Raw genomic sequence first — 17415 nt, 5'->3', positions numbered from 1 at the left:
AAACAGACACGGTCTGCGCAAAGTGGGAAAATCGCGGGTTGCCTGCTGGGCGCCAGGTGCGCCCGCCGCCAGCAAGGCCGGTGTGCGGCGCCTTTGACAGGGCACCCTAGCGCACCGGGTGTTTTGATTGTCGGGCCCGCCAAGCCCCGGAGTGTCCCCATGTTGTACCCCCAGGAATTTGATGTGATCGTTGTCGGCGGTGGCCATGCAGGCACCGAGGCCGCGCTGGCCGCCGCGCGCATGGGCAGTAAAACGCTGCTGCTGACCCACAACATCGAGACGCTGGGGCAGATGAGCTGCAACCCCAGCATTGGTGGCATCGGCAAGGGCCACCTGGTGAAAGAGGTGGATGCGCTGGGTGGCGCCATGGCCCTGGCCACGGACGAGGGCGGTATTCAGTTCCGCATTCTCAACAGCTCCAAGGGCCCTGCGGTGCGCGCCACGCGCGCCCAGGCCGACCGCATTCTGTACAAGGCCGCCATCCGCCGCATGCTGGAGAACCAGCCCAACCTGTGGCTGTTCCAGCAGGCGGTGGACGACCTGATGGTGGAGGGCGACCGCGTGGTGGGCGCCGTGACGCAGGTGGGCATCCGCTTCCGCAGCCGCACCGTGGTGCTCACGGCGGGCACCTTTCTGGACGGCAAGATCCATGTGGGCCTGAACAACTACGCGGCCGGCCGGGCAGGGGACCCGCCGGCGGTGTCGCTGTCGGCGCGCCTCAAGGAGCTGAAGCTGCCGCAGGGCCGCCTCAAGACCGGCACGCCGCCCCGCATCGACGGGCGCAGCATCGACTTCTCGAAGTGCACCGAGCAGCCTGGAGACGGCATGCCCGGCGGCGTGAACGAGGGCACGGTGCCCGTTTTCAGTTTCATGGGTAGTGCCGCCATGCACCCGAAGCAGGTGCCCTGCTGGGTCACCCACACCAACGAGCGCACGCACGAGATCATCCGCAGCGGCTTTGACCGCAGCCCCATGTTCACCGGCAAGATCGAGGGCGTGGGCCCGCGCTACTGCCCGAGTGTGGAAGACAAGATCAACCGCTTTGCTGACAAGGACAGCCACCAGATCTTCCTGGAGCCCGAAGGCCTGACCACGCACGAGTTCTACCCCAACGGCATCAGCACCAGCCTGCCGTTCGACATCCAGTATGCGCTGGTGCGCAGCATGCCTGGGCTGGAGAACGCGCACATCCTGCGCCCCGGCTATGCCATTGAGTACGACTACTTCGACCCGCGCTCGCTCAAGAGCAGCTTCGAGACCCGCCAGATCCAGGGCTTGTTCTTTGCTGGGCAGATCAACGGCACCACGGGCTACGAAGAGGCGGCAGCCCAGGGCTTGTTTGCGGGCATCAACGCTGCGCTGCAGTGCCGGGGGGAAGTCGCCTGGCTGCCCGGCCGCGATGAAGCCTACCTGGGCGTGCTGGTAGACGACCTGATCACCAAGGGAGTGACCGAGCCCTACCGCATGTTCACCAGCCGGGCCGAGTTCCGCCTGCAGCTGCGCGAGGACAACGCGGACATGCGCCTGACCGAAGCGGGCCGCAAGATGGGCTTGGTGGACGACGCGCGCTGGGATGCGTTCAGCCGCAAACGCGATGCGGTTTCACGTGAAACAGAACGCCTGAAGGCCACCTGGGTGAACCCCCGCAACCTGCCTGCCGCCGAATCGGAGCGGGTGTTGGGCAAGAGCATCGAGCACGAATACAACCTGTTCGAGCTGCTGCGCCGCCCGGATGTGAGCTACGCCAACCTGATGTCCATGGATGATGGCAAGTACGCATCTGCCGATGTTTCACGTGAAACCCTGGGTGACCTGAGTGACCCGGTGGTGGAGCAGGTGGAGATTGCCGCCAAGTACGCAGGCTACATTGACCGCCAGAAGGGCGAGGTGGAGCGCGCTGCGCATTTCGAAAAACTGCGCCTTCCACCCGATCTGGACTACATGCAGGTCACGGCCTTGAGCATCGAGGCACGTCAGGTGCTCAGTCGCCACCGGCCCGAAACGCTGGGCCATGCCTCCCGCATCACGGGCATTACGCCTGCGTCGATCTCGCTGCTGATGGTGCATTTGAAAAAGGGTGGGTTCAAGGAGTTCTCCGTGGCACCCGCCATGCCATCCAAGGCAGAAGGCGAAGTGGCAGCATGATGATGGCCGTGAGCAATGACAGCTTGCGTCAGCAATTGCAGGCTGGTGCAGAGGCTTTGTCCTTGGGTTTGACCGATGCCCAGATCACGCAGTTGATGGACTTCCTGGCGCTGCTGCAAAAGTGGAACAAGGTCTACAACCTGACTGCTGTGCGTGACCCGCAGGAGATGATGACGCACCACCTGCTGGACAGTCTGGCCGCCGTGGCGCCGCTGCGGCGGCATGTCGCGGGCCTGCAGCAGGGTGGGCTGGCGGCGGTGAAGCTGCTGGATGTCGGATCGGGCGGCGGCCTGCCCGGTGTGGTGTTTGCCATCTGCTGCCCTGATGTGGATGTGAGCTGCGTGGACACCGTGGGCAAGAAGGCGGCCTTCATCCAGCAGGCAGCAGTGGCGCTCAAGCTGCGCAACCTGCACGGCGTGCATGCACGGGTCGAGACGCTGAGCACGCCGTTCGATGTCATCAGCTGCCGCGCGTTTGCCTCGTTGCCAGACTTCGTGACATGGTCGCGCAGCGCACTGGCAGTGCCCCACGGCGCGTGGCTGGCTATGAAGGGCAAACACCCCCATGAGGAAATCGCTGCGCTACCTGGAGATGTGGCGGTGTTTCACGTGGAACAGCTCACGGTGCCGGGCCTGGACGCGGAGCGCTGCATCATTTGGATGAAGCCCGCCTGATCTCGGGGCGCTGACTTTTCGGCGGGTGGGGCAGGGGGCTCGCGTAAACTCGGCTCCTCACCCGGGTGCATCTTTCGGTCGCACCCTCCCCGCGCACCAGGAGAAACCATGTTCGGCATCGCAGACTACGGCGCCTTTGTCGCCGCCATCGTGTTGTTCCTGCTTATTCCGGGCCCTGGCAATCTGGCGCTCATCACCTCCACCAGCAAGGGCGGTATTCGCGGCGGCCTAGCGGCCACCATGGGCGTGATTGCGGGCGACCAGGTGCTGATGTGGGCGGCAGTGGCTGGTGTGGCTGCGTTGCTCGCCACCTACCCCACGGCCTTCCACGCGGTGCAGTGGCTGGGGGCCGCCTACCTGGCGTGGCTGGGTTTCAAGATGGTCACGGCCAAACCCGGCGCACTACCCATCCTCAACATCCAGCCGCGCCACTATTTCAAGCAGGCCGGGCTCATCACCTTGCTCAACCCCAAGGCCATCGTGTTCTACATGGCGTTTTTTCCGCTGTTTGTGGACCCGGCCCGGCATCAGGGGCTGCTGACTTTTGGTGTGATGGCGGCCACGGTCGCGGTGCTGACGTTTGTCTACGGGCTGGTCGCCGTGCTGCTCACGCACCACCTGGCCGAGCGCATGCGCGCCAACCCGCGCATCGGCCGCGTGCTGGAGAAAGTGGCGGGCGTCTTTCTGATCGGCTTTGGCATCAAGCTGGCCATCTCCAAATAAAACAACAACGACAACAACACGGACTGCAACACCCACATGGCCAAAATCTTTTGCGTTGCCAACCAGAAGGGTGGCGTTGGCAAGACCACCACCACCGTCAACCTCGCCGCCGGGCTGGCCAAGATCGGCCAGCGTGTGCTGATGGTGGACCTGGACCCGCAGGGCAACGCCACCATGGGCTCGGGCGTGGACAAGCGCAGCCTCGACCTCACGGTGTACGACGTGCTGCTCGAATCCGCCTCGGTCAAAGAGGCGGCCGTGCTGTCGGAAAAATGTGGCTACTGGGTGCTGGGCGCCAACCGCGAACTGGCGGGTGCCGAGGTGGAGCTGGTGGCGCTGGAGCACCGCGAAAAGCGCCTGAAGGCCGCCCTGGCCGAGGCCGATTCCGACTACGACTTTGTGCTCATTGACTGCCCGCCGTCACTCTCCATGCTCACCCTCAACGGCCTGTGCAGCGCACACGGCGTGATCGTGCCCATGCAGTGCGAATACTTTGCGCTGGAAGGCCTGACCGACCTGGTCAACACCATCAAGCAGGTGCACGCCAACCTCAATACCGACCTGCAGATCATCGGCCTGCTGCGCGTGATGTTCGACCCGCGCATCACGCTGCAACAGCAGGTCAGCGACCAGCTCAAGGGCCACTTTGGCGACAAGGTGTTCAACAGCGTGATCCCGCGCAACGTGCGCCTGGCTGAGGCGCCCAGCTACGGGCTGCCCGGTGTGGTGTTTGACCCGGCCGCCAAGGGCAGCCAGGCCTTTGTGGAGTTTGCGCAGGAGATGGTCGAGCGGGTGCACACCATGCCTGCAGCAGCCTCTTCCATGACAAAAATGGCCGCAGGCGCATGAGGAATATGCGCTGGTAGCTACCAAATTAATAGTAATGAAGGCATCCAACATCCTTCTGCTGCCCGGCTGGCAGAACTCTGGCCCCGACCACTGGCAAAGCCGCTGGGAGGCTGCGCACGGCTACCAGCGTGTGGAGCAGCACGACTGGATGCGTCCGCTGCGCGGCGACTGGTCGGCCCGCCTGGAAGAAACTGTGGCCGATGCCGAGGGCCCCGTGCTGCTGGCGGCGCACAGCCTCGGTTGCATCCTCACCGCCTGGTGGGCGGCGCACACCCGCCACGCTGCCAAGGTGCGCGGCGCGCTGCTGGTGGCGCCGGGCGATGTGGAGCGGCCCGACCTGGCTGCGCAGATCCACGGCTGGGCGCCCATTGCGCGCCAGCCGCTGCCGTTTCCGGCCGTGCTGGTGGGCAGCCGCAACGACCCGTACTGCAGCTTCGAGCGCGCCGAAGGGCTGGCCCAGGCCTGGAGTGCGCGGTTTGTGGACTATGGCGAGCGCGGGCACATCAATGCCGAATCCGGGCTGGGCGACTGGGACGAGGGGCGCGGCTGGCTGATGCAGCTCGCCACCCCGGTATGAACCGATGGGCCTTTTGGCGCAAGCGCCCGGATACGGCGGGTGCTGCACAGAGCCAATCACCCACGATGGCGCAGCGTCCTGTGGCGCTCTACTGGCCGCTCGATGCGCTGCAAGTGGTGTTGGCCTGGCTGCTGCCCAGCGGGGCGGTGGTGGTGGGCGCGCTGGGGCAGTTCATGCTGGCCCTGGTGCTGCTGGCCCTCGGGTTCGGTGTGTGGCTGCGCCTGTGGCGCAGTCGCAAGCGACGCCGCGTGGCGAGCCGCTCTGCGCGTTGATGTTTTGAACCCTTGTTGCCGACCCATGACCAAGATCAGCCTGCCCGCCATTGCCGACCAACTGCCCCGCGCCTGGAACTCCACGGTGGTGGGCCAGGCTGCGGGCGCCAACGTCAAGGTGCTGCGCATGGACGACGCGGCCTATCCCGACGAATCGCACGACTTTGACGAAGCGCTGTTGGTGCTGGACGGCTGCATGCGCCTCGCCCTGCAAGGGCAGGTCACCGAGGTGAACGCGGGCGAGGTGTTCATCGTGCCCGCTGGCGTGCCCCACGCCGTGGCGCCCGGCAGCCACGGCACGCTGGTCATCATCGACCGCTGATTCTTCCCCCCTTTCCCTTTTTCCTTTCGCGAGACGCATTTCATGGTCACCAAAAAACCCAAGGGCCTCGGCCGAGGCCTGGAAGCCCTGCTGGGCCCCAAGGTCGAAGACAAAGTGGAGCAGGCCCAGGCCGCCGAAGCGGGCCTGCCCAGCAGCCTGCCGCTCTCCGAGCTGGTGCCGGGTGTGTACCAGCCGCGCACGCGCATGGACGAGGGCGCGCTGTACGAGCTGGCCGAGTCCATCAAGGTCCAGGGCGTCATGCAGCCGATTCTTGTTCGTCGCCTGAGCGACGAACAAGCTCGGCTGCGCCGGCAGGAACGAGCATCGCAGGGGCCCTCCCCTGCGATGGGCGCCCTCAGCAAAGAGGGTGCGTTGTACGAAATCATTGCGGGCGAGCGGCGTTTTCGGGCCTCCCGCCTGGCGGGCCTGGCCGAGGTGCCGGTGCTGGTGCGCGATGTACCGGACGAGTCGGCCGCCGCCATGGCGCTCATCGAAAACATCCAGCGCGAAGACCTCAACCCGCTGGAAGAAGCCCAGGGCCTGCAGCGCCTGGTCAAGGAGTTTGGCCTGACGCACGAGCTGGCTGCCCAGGCCGTGGGCCGCTCGCGCAGCGCCGCCAGCAACCTGCTGCGCCTGTTGAATCTGGCCGAGCCTGTGCAGACCATGCTGATGGCGGGCGACATCGACATGGGCCATGCGCGTGCACTGCTGTCGCTGGACCGCGCCGCGCAGATCACGGCGGGTAACCAGATCGCGGCCAAGAAGCTGTCGGTGCGCGAGGCCGAGGCCCTGGTCAAAAAGATCGGCGCCGAGTTCAGCCTGGTGCCGCAAAAGCCCCAGAAGGAAAAGTCGCGCGACCTCAAGCGTGTGGAAGAAGAACTGTCGGACCTGCTCATGGCCGAGGTCGAAGTGCGCGTCAAGAAACGCGTCAAGCGCAACGGCCGGGTGGAGGACATGGGCGAGCTGGCGATCCAGTTCGGGTCGCTGGAGGCTTTGAACGGCCTGATCGACCGCCTGCGCGGCTGACCCTCTCATCGCTCCGGGGCGCGGCGTTGTTGCCGCGCAAGATGGCGTGAAATAGCGCACACAAACGGTTTCCACAAGTAACTTGCAGGGGCAAAATGCGTCCTTGCGGGGCCTACACTGCGCTGCGTTCAACACACCCGGGTTGACCGCAAGGCCTCTTCACAGGGCGGCGACGACGCTGCTTTGCGGCCCATGATGGTTTGCCGGGTGATCCACGTATCTCCTGGAGCAGACCTCATGACGACCCCTTTGCGCTATCTGACCCCCGCCTGCCTGGCCGCCGGCCTGTGCATTGCCAGCCTGGGCGCCCAGGCCCAAAACACCAAGGCCCCCAAGGTGCAGCTGTGGATGGACCTGTCCACCGGCACCATGGCCGGCATGCCCGAGATGGACAGCCTGCCCGGTGGCGGCGGCATGCTGGGCGGCCTCATGGGGGGCATGGGCGGCGGCGCTGCGCCGGGCATGGGGGGCGGCAGCAACACGTCGTATGGCAACGCCCGCGCCATGTCCATCATGCCGCCGCGTGTCATCGATATCGCCTTGCACAACACGCTGCGCCCCGGCGTCGAAGCCAGCCAGTCCATCCCGCCCGGCATGCGCATGGGCGAGTCCCTGCCGCTGATTCCCCCGCGCGCCCAGCCCACCCAGACCGAGCCGGGCGAGGTGCCGCGTGAGTACCAGCAACAGCAGCCCAAGGGCCGCATCCTGCTGTACTGGGGCTGTGGCGCCACGGTGCGCGCGGGCCAGCCCCGTGTCATCGACCTGGCGCGTGCCAAGCCCTCCGACTACGCCCAGGCCTTCGCGGGCCGTGCCGTGCCCGACCGGGGGCCGCGCGTGGGCCCGGCCTATGCGCTGTACCCCAACGAACGCAACCAGGTGAGCCTGTCGCGGGACAGCTCGGTGGTGGGCGAGCACCAGGTGCGTGGCGACGGCGTGCCTGCCTCCATGAAATTCACGTTGGGCGCGGCGCAGGACCTGATGCCCGCCATCGACCTGCGCACCACAGGCAAGCCGCAGGACAGCATGGGAACCAGCTGGCAGCCCGTGCGCAATGCGCGCGCCTATTACCTGCACGCCATGTCGCAAAGCGGGGACGACCTCATCATGTGGTCCAGCGCCGAGACGCCAGACACGGGCATGGGCCTGTTCGACTACCTCTCCCCTGCCACCATTGACCGCTGGCTCAAGGAGCGCGTGCTGCTGCAGCCCGAGACCACGCAATGCGCGATCCCCCAAGGCATCTTTGCAGGCGGCGGGCGCGATGCCACGCCCATGTTGCGCATGATGGCCTACGGTGGCGAGAGCCACATCGTGTACCCACCCCGCCCGACCGACCCCAAGGCCGCGTGGGAGCCTGAATGGGCGGTGCGCGTGCGTGTGAAGTCGCATACCATGGCCATGCTGGGCGAAGAGATGCAGGGACGCCGTGGTGGCATGGGCGCGGCACCCGGCGCACCGTCGGGTGGTACAGGCGCTTACTCCAGCGGCATGGGCGGTGCACCCGCAGGCCAGCCGCCTGCTGGTGATGACGGTGGCACGGATGCTGGCAACGTGGTCAACCCCGTCAATCTGCTGCGCGGTATTTTTGGCCGCTGAGAACTGAACCATGCTGGCTCTTCGCATGCCCTGGCCCCTGCCCGCGCTGGCGGCGTGGGCGTGCGCGTGGCTGATCTTTGTGGCGCTGCAGCGTGCGGTTTCTCCAGTGGCCGCCTTGCTGGTCGCTTGCCTGCTCGGCACAGCCGCCAGCGTGCTGGGCGACAGCTGGTGGCGGCGCGGGCTGATTGCCGCCGGGTTCCCGTTGTCGCTGGCGCTGCTGGGGGCGGCCAGCCTGCCCACCTGGGCGTGGCTGGTGCCGCTGTCGTTGTTGTTGCTGGTCTACCCGCTCAATGCGTGGCGCGATGCGCCCCTGTTTCCCACCCCGCGCCATGCGCTGCAGTCTCTGGCCGTGCAGGCACCGCTGCCTTTGGGTGCGCGCGTGCTCGATGCGGGCTGTGGCTTGGGCGATGGGCTCAAGGCCCTGCGCCATGCCTACCCCGCAGCCCAGCTCGACGGGCTGGAGTGGAGCTGGCCGCTGCGCCTGCTGTGTGCCTTGCGCTGCCCCTGGGCCCAAGTGCGGCGTGCCGACATGTGGAAGGCCGACTGGAGCGCTTACCAGATGGTGTACCTGTTCCAGCGGCCCGAGAGCATGGCCCGCGCAGCCGCCAAGGCCCAGGCCGAGCTGGCCCCCGGTGCATGGCTGGTGAGCCTGGAGTTTGCGGTGCCTGGCTGGCTGCCCAGCGCCCAGCTGCGTGCGCCCGGCGGGCGGGTGGTGTGGCTGTACCGCATGCCGCGCCAGCAGCAGGAGGGATGACATGCATGCCATGCACTCCATGCGCCAGTGTTTGTGTCCGTCTGTGTCGCGGGCCCCACACGGTTACAGAAAAGATACAAGCTTTTGCTACATTGCGCGGCTGGCTACAACCCCATACATAACAACCAAGAAACTCACAGCCAGAGGGGGCCGCACACAGCAAGTATCCGCGCCGGGAGGGGGCGCACGGGCTGCCAGCACCCGCCTTGACCGGACTTCCACCACGCATGCCGTATTCACAGCACCCTCCCTCTGGCGGGGTGTTGTACGGCTGCGCGTGGTAAGCGCGGGGTGTTTCTGGTGAGCAACTGACCGATCTGCAAGGAGCATCCATGACCGCCCACCCATCCCGTTTCCGCCCGCGCCTGCTGTGGGCACTGGCGCTGAGTGCTGCCCTTACCGGCTGTGCCACGATGCAAAGCCACGACAAGGTGGCCACCGACATGCAGACCGCCGGGCGCGGTGGCGGCATCCCCGCCGCGCTGGCCAGCCTGGAGAGCACGGCCAAGACCGAAGAAGAAAAAACGGCGCTGCTCTACAACATGGAACGCGGCGAGCTGCTGCGCATGGACCGCCGTTACCCCGACAGCACCAACGCCTTCCTGCTGGCCGACAACAAGGTCAAGGAATGGGAAGAAACCGCCAAGACCAACCCCTCCAAGCTGATGGGCACCGTGGGCGCTGCGCTGATCAGCGAACGCCTGAAGGTCTACGAAGGCCAGGACTACGAAAAAGTGTGGGTGACCACGCGCCTGGCGCTCAACCGCATGGCCGTGGGCGATTTTGAAAACGCCCGCGTGGACATCAAGCGCACGCACGAGCGCGAAGCCATCATTGCCGAGTTCCGCGCCAAGGAAACCCTGGCCGCCGAAGAAGAAGCCAAGTCCAAGGGCGCCACATCGGGTGGCAAGGAGCTGAATGGCTACCCTGTCGAGACCCTCAACGACCCCGAGGTGCTGGCGCTCAAGAACGGCTACTCCAACGCCCTGAGCCACTATCTGGCAGGCTTCCTGTACGAAATGCTCAACGAGCCCGGCCTGGCAGCGCCCGGCTACCGCAAGGCCATCGAGCTCAAGCCCGACACCCCCGTGCTCGAAGAAGGCCTGCGCGGCCTGGACAACCGCACCGGCTTCACCTGGAAGCGCCGCCAGCGCATGACCGACGTGCTCTTCATCGTCGAAGCCGGTGACGCGCCTGCACGCAAGCCCAAGGCCTTCACCATCCCTGTGCCCACCGGCCGTGGCCTGGTCACCGCCAGCATTTCGTACCCCGTGATCGAACCCTCCAAGGACGCGCCCCTGACGGTGGTCTCGGCCGCTGGCACCGACCTCAAGCTCGAAAAAGTGGTCGACGTGAACGTGATGGCCCGCCGTGCCCTCAAGGACGAAATGCCGGGCATGGTGCTGCGTGGTTTCACCCGCGCCGTGGCCAAGGGCGTGCTGCAGAACGAGCTGCAAAAGCGTGGCGGTCTGATCGGCGGCATCATCGGTGCCGCAGCCTCGGTGGCCACCGAGCAGGCCGACGACCGCCTGTGGCGCATGCTGCCCGGCCGCGTGTATGTGGCCCGTGGCTACCTGCCCCCTGGCGAGCACACCGTCACCATCAATGGCCGCCAGTTGCCTCAGCCGATCAAGATCGACGGCCAGTACGCTCTGGTGCCCCTGCGCATGTACGACAACAGCGTGCTGATCGGCGACGTGGCCATGCTGGGCCAGCTGCCCACGGTAGCGGCCGCACCCCAGCCGGCTCCTGCCGCAGCAGCGGCCCCCGCAGCCCCGGTGCGCACCACCAACAACAACCGCGCCCGCACCGTGCCCTCGTCCACCGTCAAGCCCACGGCCGCCCAGCCTGCAGCGGCTGCCAAGAACTGACCCCTGTTTCTGACCCCATTCAAGGAGCCTCTGGCATGAGAACCCGTTTTGTCCCCGCCGCGATCCCTGCAGTGCTGTGCGCGGCCCTGATGACCCTGGCTGGCAACGCCAGCGCCCAGTTGCATGACCCCGCCACGCCGCTGGCCGTGGCGGCCAAGGTGGCGCTGCGCGGCGAGGCCAACAGCATCGCCGTGCGCGAGATGCGCATCGTGCGCAAGAACGACATCCTGGTGGTGCAGGCCGACATGGCCAACATGGGCCGCACCGACCGCACTGTGTTCTACCGCTTCAAGTGGCTGGACAACGTGGGCAACCAGGTGGGCGATGGCGAGTCCTGGAAGCAGATGAGCGTGCTGGGCCTGGGCCAGCAGACCGTCAAGAGCGTGGCGCCCACCAGCGCTGCCGTGGACCTGCGCCTGGAAATGAATGTGGAGCCGCGCTGATCGCGCCGCGCCAATCCCTGTTTGAGTGAGGAGTAAACCAACATGAACACCAAGAACCGCATCCAGCGCAGCGCGCTGATCCTGGCCTTTGCGGCCAGCACCCTGGCCCTGTCGGCCTGCCAGAACCTGTCGTCCCCCACCGTGCGTTTTGACCGCCAGGTCAACTACGGCGACGCCAAGGCCGTCGAGCTGGTGACCAACGAGTTCGGTTCCACCGACCTGCAGATGATTGCCGAGAAGATGACCGGCGGTTTGCTCGAAACCGGCATCTTCCAGGGCCGCCCCACGGTGACGATCTCCACCGTGAAGAACAAGACCAGCGAGTACATCGACACCACCAACGTGATGAACTCCATCCAGACCGCGTTGGTCAAGTCCGGCAAGGTGCGTTTTGTGCGCTCCATCAACGAGATGCAGGCCGGTGTGGACGAGCTGCAGCGCCAGAACCAGAGCGGCCTGTACAAGCAGGGCACCACCGCCAAGGTCGGTCAGATGACCGCCGCCAAGTACAGCATGGAAGGTGAGCTGACCAGCATCGTCAAGCAGAACAACAGCACCAAGGACGTGTACTACAAGTTCACGCTGAAGCTGTTTGATGTGCAGGAAGGCACGATCGAATGGCAGGACGAAAAGGAAATCAGAAAGACCAGCAAGCGCTGATCTGCCCCAAGGAGCACACCATGCAACGCAGAATCACCCTCCACACGGCCCTGGCCGTGATCGCGGCCACCACGCTGGCCTGGGGCACGGGCGCGCAGGCGCAGCAGCCCGGCGCCGCGCCCAAGATCGCCGTGACCGACCTGGCCTATGCCCAGCGCGTGTCCGAATACTTCATGGCCGGCACCTACCAGCGCAGCAGCCAGATGAGCGCCCAAGGCAGCCAGGGCGGTAGCCACAGCCACGGCATGTACGGCGGCGGGGGCTCGTACTCGGGCCAGCAGTCCATGCAGGCGTCCGAGCAGGCCAGCGGCACCTACGTGGCCGGGCGCTACAGCTACATCGAGCAGCGCGAGCTGGGCGGCTACACCAACGACATCAAGGGCGCCATCCTGCAGGGCACGTACTTCCGCCTCGTGCAGGGCAAGGGCTTTGACGCTGGCAAGCCCCAGCCCAGCAAGGCCGAGCAGGTGCTCAACCAGGTGCAGGGCGGCAAGATGGCCACGCCCCAGGCACAGCCCCAGGTCAACGACGTGATCACCCGCATCAAGAAGGGCGAGTTCAACGGCGCCGACTATGTGCTGTTCGGCGTGGTCTCCAGCATCGAGTTCACCGATGCGCTCTCGCCCCTGCAGGGCACCACCAGCGCCACGCGCCAGTACGGCCTGCAGCTGCTGGCCGACTTCTCGCTCATCAACACCAAGACGTACGAGATCAAGGCTGCGTTCTCCGCCCAGGGCGAGGGCAACGACACCAAGATCCTGTCGATCCGTGGCGACATCGCGCCTCCCAACCGGGCCAAGGTGATGCGTGAAACCTCGCTGTCGCTGGCGCAGGACGTGTACCAGCAGCTCGCCATTCAACTGGGCTACACCGACGCCAACCTGGCGCGCGGCGTGCGCCCGCCCGTGGTGTACCAGCAGGGCGGCCAGTCCATGCCCGTGCCGCAACCCCAGCAGCCTGAGCAGGTGCTGATCCTCAAGTAAGCCGCAGTGCATGCCACCCACCGTGCGAGGTAGGCCATTGCAGACAACGCACCGCTCCCCGGCGACAGCTCCAGCTGCTGCCGTGTGGTGTCCCAAGGCCAGCTCTGTGCTGGCCTTTTTTGCGTCCGCCGCTGTGGCCTTGGTGCTGGGCGGTTGTGTGGTTGCGCGCCCGGTTGCGAATGGCGCGACCGATGCTGCATCAGCGTCACCACTGGGCGCGAACGAGCCAGCGCCTGTGGAGGGCGCAGGGTTTGCGCTGCGGAGCCTGCCCGGAGTCGGCGACTCCGTGCTCCAGGCCCTGCGGCGCGAGGAACGTGCGGCGCCGCTGCGCTACCGCGTGATCGTTGTCCCCGGCTCGGGCTGCGCAGGCATGGGGCCGATCGCGGACCGCTACTTTGCGGGCCTGCTGCACGCCCAGGTGCTGGTGCTGCACAAGCCTGGGGTGGACCCTCAGGCGCGTACAGCCCCCGCCGATTGCCCGCACCTTTTTGTGTGGCGGGACAGGCATTCCACCTGGCTGGCACACGCGCGTGTGGCCTTGCGCGCCGACGCGGCCTTGCGCCAGGGGCAACCCGTGGTGCCGCAGCTGCTCGTGGGCATCTCGGAGGGGGCAGAGCTGTTGCCGGAGCTCGCCGCTGAAGTGCCGCACCTGGCGGGCCTGGTGCTCATCGGCGCCAGCGGCCTGGACCCGCAAGAGTCCGGCGCGCTGCAGGCACACCGCCTGGGCGCGGAGGCCGACTGGACCGCGCTGTCGCGGATCGTGGCGGGCGCGCCACCCGACACCGTGGTGGTGCAGGGGCGCAGCCTCGGCTACTGGCGCGACTTGTGGAACTGGCCGTTGACCTTGCCACTGCTGCGAGGCCCCTGGCCCCTGTTGCAGGTGTGGGGCGCCGACGATGCGCTGGTGCCCGCCGTTGCCTACACGCGTTTTGCGGAATTGGCGGCCTTGCGCACCGCGCCCTACTGTGCACAACGCATCGAGGGTGCTGATCACGGTCTGCAGCGTGCCGCCGCACGGGTGGACGGCGTGCAGCAAGTGTGGGCCTGGACCGAACAATGGGCTCGTCAACCAGCCGCCGGACTGTGTGCGCCGCTGCAACTGCTGCGAGAGCAGCAGCAGGCTCCTAGCGCGGCCGGTACATCTTGAACAATTGCTCTGGCCCCACTGTGAAATAGTCCGCCGGGCCACCGCCCCGCAGGATGTGCCCCGCGTTCGCGGTGTCGTACACGCCGTCCTTCAGCAACGCCTGGTCGATGTGCACGGCCACCACTTCGCCCAGCACCAGCCAGGTGTCCACCTGGGCACCGTCCACGCCGTGCAGCTGCAGGATCTGCGTGCTGCGGCATTCAAAGGTGACCGGGCTTTCGGCCACGCGCGGCGGGCTTACGCGGGTGGAGGGCAGGGGGGTGAGGCCCGTCAGGGCGAACTCGCTCACATCGGGCGGTACGGCGGCGCAGCTCTGGTTCATCACTTCGGCCAGGTCGCGCGTGGCCAGGTTCCACACGAATTCGCCCGTGGCCTCTACGTTGCGTACCGTGTCCTTGTAGCCAATGCTGGCAAATCCCACGATGGGTGGCACGTAGTTGAAGGCGTTGAAAAAGCTGTAGGGCGCCAGGTTGGTCGCGCCTGTGGCGCTCTGGGTCGAGATCCAGCCGATGGGGCGTGGCCCGACGATGGCGTTGAACGGGTCGTGCGGCAGGCCATGGCCCAGGCGGGGTTCGTAGCTGTGGAAGGTGCGTGGGGGCTGTGGAGTGGTCATGGGGCTCGGCATCGTAGGGCGAACAAGCCCTTACCTTAGCGGCAGACGCGGCGCGCTGCAGTCATCAGGATATCTGCATGCTCACTATTTGATAGCTGCTCAGGCATATTGTTCTAACGCTCAGGGGAGATTGGAGCACTGGAGCTTTAATCCGTAGCTCAGCGGCGCTGGTCAGGGGCGGCGCAGATGCCGGGGGTTGCGCGTGGCGGCGCGGCACAGACCATGCGCAGCCGGGCAGAGAACGTGCCCTGGCCGATGCCGGAGCTCGACGCTTCCAGCCACGGCACTTGCTGGCGCACGCGCTCCAGCGCCGCGCGGGCCTCTGCCTCGCTGCCACGCCCCTCCAGCTCGACCAGCTTGCCGTCATGCAGGGCCAGCCGCGTCAGCGTCACGTCGTTGCCCAGCACCGGGCGCAGTGCGTCTTCCACCTGCTGTGCTGTGTAGGCGCTGCCCGGCGCTGCAAGGCATACGCTGCGGTCCCCCGGCGCCGCGCACAGAAAGGTGACGAGCACGCGGTAGGCCACCTGATCGGCCTCGCGGCGGACCCAGGCCACCTGCGGGTTGCGGACTTCGCCCGAGCGCTGCAGCGCCTGCACCCACTGGCGCACGGTCGCGTCATCGGGGGCGCGGCCTTCCAGCGCAGCGCCGTCCTTCCACAGGTCGATCTTGCCCAGGGTCACGCCGCTGGGCAGCAGCGGTTGCAGCACATCGCTGACCCGCTGGCGCGGTGAGACGGGCTCACCGCTTGCAGCCTGCGCGCCCGGGGGCGGTGGAGAGCCAGGGTCCGGCGCTGGCAGCGCCGGCCGGGGGCCCGCTGGGCCCATCACGTCCAGTTGCAGGGCGCGGGTTTCATCGCGCAGGGCGCTGGTCAGGGGCATGGGGTTCACGCGGCCCGCAGGCACTTTCAGCGCGCTGACGGGGCCATCGATCCAGATCGGGTACTCCAATGCGATCTGGCCCGGCGCGCTTGCCGGCTGGTAGTAGCCGGCATCTGTGTCTGCGCCAATGCGAATGGAGAACCGTGCCCGGGTGGTAGTGGTTGACACGCGCGCGTGGCGCGCATCCATGTCTTGGAACAGCAGCGCTGTGCTGCTTTGCGCGCTGGCTAGTTGCAGCCACTGAACCTGGCCCGTGCCGCCCGCCACGACCGATGCGTTCGAGCTCACGCTCAGCAGGCCCAGGCGCACCCCATGGAACCACAGCTTCATGCCGTGGCTGGGGTTCAGGCTGATTCGCAACGCCGGCAGGTCCACCTGGTCGAACAGCACCTTCAGGTGGTCGCCGCGCAGCAGCAGTTCGTGGGCTGTGGCCAGCTGCAGCGTGAAGCACACAGCAGCGTTGTCAGCGCCCACGCGCGGGATGGTTGAAGCGCCTTGTGCAGCGCTGATCGTCACGTCGTACAGCCTGGGCCGGTTGCCGCCCTGGCGGTCCGCGCCGTAGGTGGTGTCGGCCACCTGGAACGTCCCCCGCCCAAGGAACAGCCGGTTCTCCGCGCCCGACACCACGCGCACCGTGCAGTCGTTAGCGATGATGTGCACATGCCGCAGATTCCCCAGCCGACCTGTGCCCGGGTTCCAGGGGCGCTCGCGGGCGTCACGCAACAGGTTGGCGCGCTCGATCAGCGTGTCGGGTGTGACGTCCAGCGGCGCGGCGTGGGCCACCACCATGGTGGCGCACGCCAGCGCTGCCCACATCAGGGAAGGAAGAATGCGCGGAGCGCGAAAGAGGGTCATGGAGTCCGCATGGTACTGACACCCCGCGCTCACCTCCATCACGCCGGTACCGGCTGCTGCTGCCCCAGAAAACGCCCCGGCGGCTGCCCCACCGACTTGCGCACCATGGCGCTGAAGGCACTGGGGCTGTAGCCCAGCTCGGCGGCGATCTGCCCCATCGGCATGCGCCCGGCGGCCAGCGATACGGCCTTGGCCAGGATCACCTGCTGCCGCCACTGCGTGAAGGTGCTGCCCAGTTCGGAGCGGAACAGGCGCGCCACGGTGCGGGGGCTGGCGCCGGTGTCCTGGGCCCAGTCGGCCAGGGTGTCGTGGCGCGTGGGGTCGGCCAGCACGGCTTCGCACAGGTGCCGCAGGCGCTTGTCCTGCGGCAGGTCCACGCCCAGCTTCACGGCGGCGGCGCGGGCCAGTTCGTCGCGCACCAGGGCGCTCAAATGCTGCTCGCGCCGCAGGTCGGCGGGGCTGATCGCGGCGCCGCCATCGGGCGTGGTGGGCATCTCGCGCACCAGGGCGCGCAGCAGGTCGGACACCTCCAGCACGCGGCACTGGCGCCAGGCGTCTTCGTGGTCGCGCGGCACGCCGGGCCCGCAGCGGCCGCGGGGCTGGTGAAAGTACAGCGTGCGCAGGTCGGCGTCTTCCACCATGGTCACGGCATGTTCCACGCCGGGCGGAATCCACAGCGCGCGCGAGGGCGGCACGATGTAGGTGCCGTGGTTCACCGTGAGCCGGATCACGCCCGTGGTCGATATCGCCACCTGCGCCCAGGGGTGGCTGTGGGGCATCACCTGCGTGTCGGCGGCCAGCCAGCGCAGCTTGGCGCGCACCGGGCGGGCGGCGGTGGGCACAAACAGCTCGGGCGTGAGTGAGTCCACGTATGACATGCCGCGCGGCTTGCCGGCGGGCGCACGGGGAACGAGCTGGGCCGCAAAGTGTTCCACCCCCGGTTCGGCGGGCGCTGCGGGTTCGGTGGGCGGGTTTGGCATGTTTGCGATAGAAGTTGTCTGCCTATCGTAAACCTGCCGAGGTCATG

18 protein-coding genes are annotated in these 17415 nt (G+C 67.0%); 15 read left to right on the top strand and 3 right to left on the bottom strand.

All coding sequences use genetic code 11. The features are described 5' to 3' along the window. Positions 1–159: 159 nt before the first annotated feature. The 15 genes from mnmG to AC1Q64_RS12710 all read left to right on the top strand — a co-directional run bounded on the left by mnmG (position 160) and on the right by AC1Q64_RS12710 (position 14042). Positions 160–2145 carry a tRNA uridine-5-carboxymethylaminomethyl(34) synthesis enzyme MnmG gene (mnmG, locus tag AC1Q64_RS12780; RefSeq protein WP_492251575.1) on the top strand — a complete coding sequence of 662 codons (1986 nt, stop codon included), beginning with the start codon at positions 160–162 and terminating at the stop codon, positions 2143–2145. Continuing rightward, entirely contained in the window at positions 2145–2819 is a 675-nt protein-coding gene (gene rsmG / locus AC1Q64_RS12775; RefSeq protein ID WP_492251657.1) for a 16S rRNA (guanine(527)-N(7))-methyltransferase RsmG, read from the top strand. Before mnmG ends, rsmG begins: the two co-directional genes overlap by 1 nt. 108 nt (positions 2820–2927) lie before the next feature. Next, entirely contained in the window at positions 2928–3542 is a 615-nt protein-coding gene (locus AC1Q64_RS12770; RefSeq protein ID WP_492251574.1) for a LysE family transporter, read from the top strand. A 36-nt stretch (positions 3543–3578) separates the two neighbouring features. Then, positions 3579–4391 carry a ParA family protein gene (locus tag AC1Q64_RS12765; protein WP_291433523.1) on the top strand — a complete coding sequence of 271 codons (813 nt, stop codon included), beginning with the start codon at positions 3579–3581 and terminating at the stop codon, positions 4389–4391. Between the two features lie 34 nt (positions 4392–4425). Continuing rightward, positions 4426–4968: an RBBP9/YdeN family alpha/beta hydrolase gene (locus tag AC1Q64_RS12760; RefSeq protein WP_291433522.1), complete on the top strand. Its 543-nt coding sequence runs from the start codon at positions 4426–4428 to the stop codon at positions 4966–4968. Positions 4969–5033: 65 nt separating this feature from the next. Further along, on the top strand, positions 5034–5240 hold the full coding sequence (locus AC1Q64_RS12755; RefSeq protein ID WP_291433520.1) for a hypothetical protein: 207 nt from the start codon (positions 5034–5036) through the stop codon (positions 5238–5240). Positions 5241–5265: 25 nt separating this feature from the next. Next, positions 5266–5562, top strand: a complete 297-nt coding sequence (locus tag AC1Q64_RS12750) for a cupin domain-containing protein (protein WP_056056978.1) — start codon at positions 5266–5268, stop codon at positions 5560–5562. Between the two features lie 42 nt (positions 5563–5604). Then, entirely contained in the window at positions 5605–6588 is a 984-nt protein-coding gene (locus AC1Q64_RS12745) for a ParB/RepB/Spo0J family partition protein (RefSeq protein WP_492251573.1), read from the top strand. A gap of 237 nt (positions 6589–6825) precedes the next feature. Continuing rightward, entirely contained in the window at positions 6826–8184 is a 1359-nt protein-coding gene (locus tag AC1Q64_RS12740) for a hypothetical protein (RefSeq protein WP_492251572.1), read from the top strand. Between the two features lie 10 nt (positions 8185–8194). Continuing rightward, positions 8195–8938, top strand: a complete 744-nt coding sequence (locus tag AC1Q64_RS12735) for a class I SAM-dependent methyltransferase (protein WP_492251571.1) — start codon at positions 8195–8197, stop codon at positions 8936–8938. A 332-nt stretch (positions 8939–9270) separates the two neighbouring features. Beyond that, positions 9271–10809, top strand: coding sequence for a COG3014 family protein (locus AC1Q64_RS12730; RefSeq protein WP_492251570.1), 1539 nt, complete (start codon positions 9271–9273; stop codon positions 10807–10809). 35 nt (positions 10810–10844) lie between these two features. Continuing rightward, on the top strand, positions 10845–11252 hold the full coding sequence (locus AC1Q64_RS12725; protein WP_056056988.1) for a YcfL family putative periplasmic lipoprotein: 408 nt from the start codon (positions 10845–10847) through the stop codon (positions 11250–11252). A 42-nt stretch (positions 11253–11294) separates the two neighbouring features. Next, positions 11295–11912, top strand: a complete 618-nt coding sequence (lpoB, locus tag AC1Q64_RS12720; RefSeq protein WP_056742439.1) for a penicillin-binding protein activator LpoB — start codon at positions 11295–11297, stop codon at positions 11910–11912. Between the two features lie 20 nt (positions 11913–11932). Beyond that, positions 11933–12895 carry a hypothetical protein gene (locus tag AC1Q64_RS12715; protein ID WP_291433509.1) on the top strand — a complete coding sequence of 321 codons (963 nt, stop codon included), beginning with the start codon at positions 11933–11935 and terminating at the stop codon, positions 12893–12895. 106 nt (positions 12896–13001) lie between these two features. Next, positions 13002–14042: an alpha/beta hydrolase gene (locus AC1Q64_RS12710; RefSeq protein ID WP_492251569.1), complete on the top strand. Its 1041-nt coding sequence runs from the start codon at positions 13002–13004 to the stop codon at positions 14040–14042. On the opposite strand, the gene AC1Q64_RS12705 is transcribed toward AC1Q64_RS12710, so the two are convergent. From AC1Q64_RS12705 to AC1Q64_RS12695, 3 genes are all read right to left on the bottom strand, one after another. Continuing rightward, entirely contained in the window at positions 14020–14655 is a 636-nt protein-coding gene (locus AC1Q64_RS12705) for a flavin reductase family protein (protein WP_492251568.1), read from the bottom strand. The two genes, AC1Q64_RS12710 and AC1Q64_RS12705, sit on opposite strands and share 23 nt — an antisense overlap. A gap of 158 nt (positions 14656–14813) precedes the next feature. Then, positions 14814–16388 carry a PilN domain-containing protein gene (locus tag AC1Q64_RS12700; RefSeq protein ID WP_492251567.1) on the bottom strand — a complete coding sequence of 525 codons (1575 nt, stop codon included), beginning with the start codon at positions 16386–16388 and terminating at the stop codon, positions 14814–14816. Positions 16389–16426: 38 nt separating this feature from the next. Then, positions 16427–17368: an AraC family transcriptional regulator gene (locus AC1Q64_RS12695; RefSeq protein WP_492251566.1), complete on the bottom strand. Its 942-nt coding sequence runs from the start codon at positions 17366–17368 to the stop codon at positions 16427–16429. Positions 17369–17415: the final 47 nt, after the last annotated feature.

Source organism: Acidovorax sp. GW835-FHT14G06, assembly GCF_058793595.1.
This window is presented reverse-complemented; position numbering and strand designations above follow the sequence as displayed.

Bases quoted from the DNA above. Each gene is read 5' to 3' on its own strand.
- mnmG (WP_492251575.1), top strand. From the start codon at position 160: ATGTTGTACCCCCAGGAATTTGATGTGATCGTTGTCGGCGGTGGCCAT.
- rsmG (WP_492251657.1), top strand. From the start codon at position 2,145: ATGATGGCCGTGAGCAATGACAGCTTGCGTCAGCAATTGCAGGCTGGT.
- AC1Q64_RS12770 (WP_492251574.1), top strand. From the start codon at position 2,928: ATGTTCGGCATCGCAGACTACGGCGCCTTTGTCGCCGCCATCGTGTTG.
- AC1Q64_RS12765 (WP_291433523.1), top strand. From the start codon at position 3,579: ATGGCCAAAATCTTTTGCGTTGCCAACCAGAAGGGTGGCGTTGGCAAG.
- AC1Q64_RS12760 (WP_291433522.1), top strand. From the start codon at position 4,426: ATGAAGGCATCCAACATCCTTCTGCTGCCCGGCTGGCAGAACTCTGGC.
- AC1Q64_RS12755 (WP_291433520.1), top strand. From the start codon at position 5,034: ATGGCGCAGCGTCCTGTGGCGCTCTACTGGCCGCTCGATGCGCTGCAA.
- AC1Q64_RS12750 (WP_056056978.1), top strand. From the start codon at position 5,266: ATGACCAAGATCAGCCTGCCCGCCATTGCCGACCAACTGCCCCGCGCC.
- AC1Q64_RS12745 (WP_492251573.1), top strand. From the start codon at position 5,605: ATGGTCACCAAAAAACCCAAGGGCCTCGGCCGAGGCCTGGAAGCCCTG.
- AC1Q64_RS12740 (WP_492251572.1), top strand. From the start codon at position 6,826: ATGACGACCCCTTTGCGCTATCTGACCCCCGCCTGCCTGGCCGCCGGC.
- AC1Q64_RS12735 (WP_492251571.1), top strand. From the start codon at position 8,195: ATGCTGGCTCTTCGCATGCCCTGGCCCCTGCCCGCGCTGGCGGCGTGG.
- AC1Q64_RS12730 (WP_492251570.1), top strand. From the start codon at position 9,271: ATGACCGCCCACCCATCCCGTTTCCGCCCGCGCCTGCTGTGGGCACTG.
- AC1Q64_RS12725 (WP_056056988.1), top strand. From the start codon at position 10,845: ATGAGAACCCGTTTTGTCCCCGCCGCGATCCCTGCAGTGCTGTGCGCG.
- lpoB (WP_056742439.1), top strand. From the start codon at position 11,295: ATGAACACCAAGAACCGCATCCAGCGCAGCGCGCTGATCCTGGCCTTT.
- AC1Q64_RS12715 (WP_291433509.1), top strand. From the start codon at position 11,933: ATGCAACGCAGAATCACCCTCCACACGGCCCTGGCCGTGATCGCGGCC.
- AC1Q64_RS12705 (WP_492251568.1), bottom strand. From the start codon at position 14,655: ATGACCACTCCACAGCCCCCACGCACCTTCCACAGCTACGAACCCCGC.
- AC1Q64_RS12700 (WP_492251567.1), bottom strand. From the start codon at position 16,388: ATGACCCTCTTTCGCGCTCCGCGCATTCTTCCTTCCCTGATGTGGGCA.
- AC1Q64_RS12695 (WP_492251566.1), bottom strand. From the start codon at position 17,368: ATGCCAAACCCGCCCACCGAACCCGCAGCGCCCGCCGAACCGGGGGTG.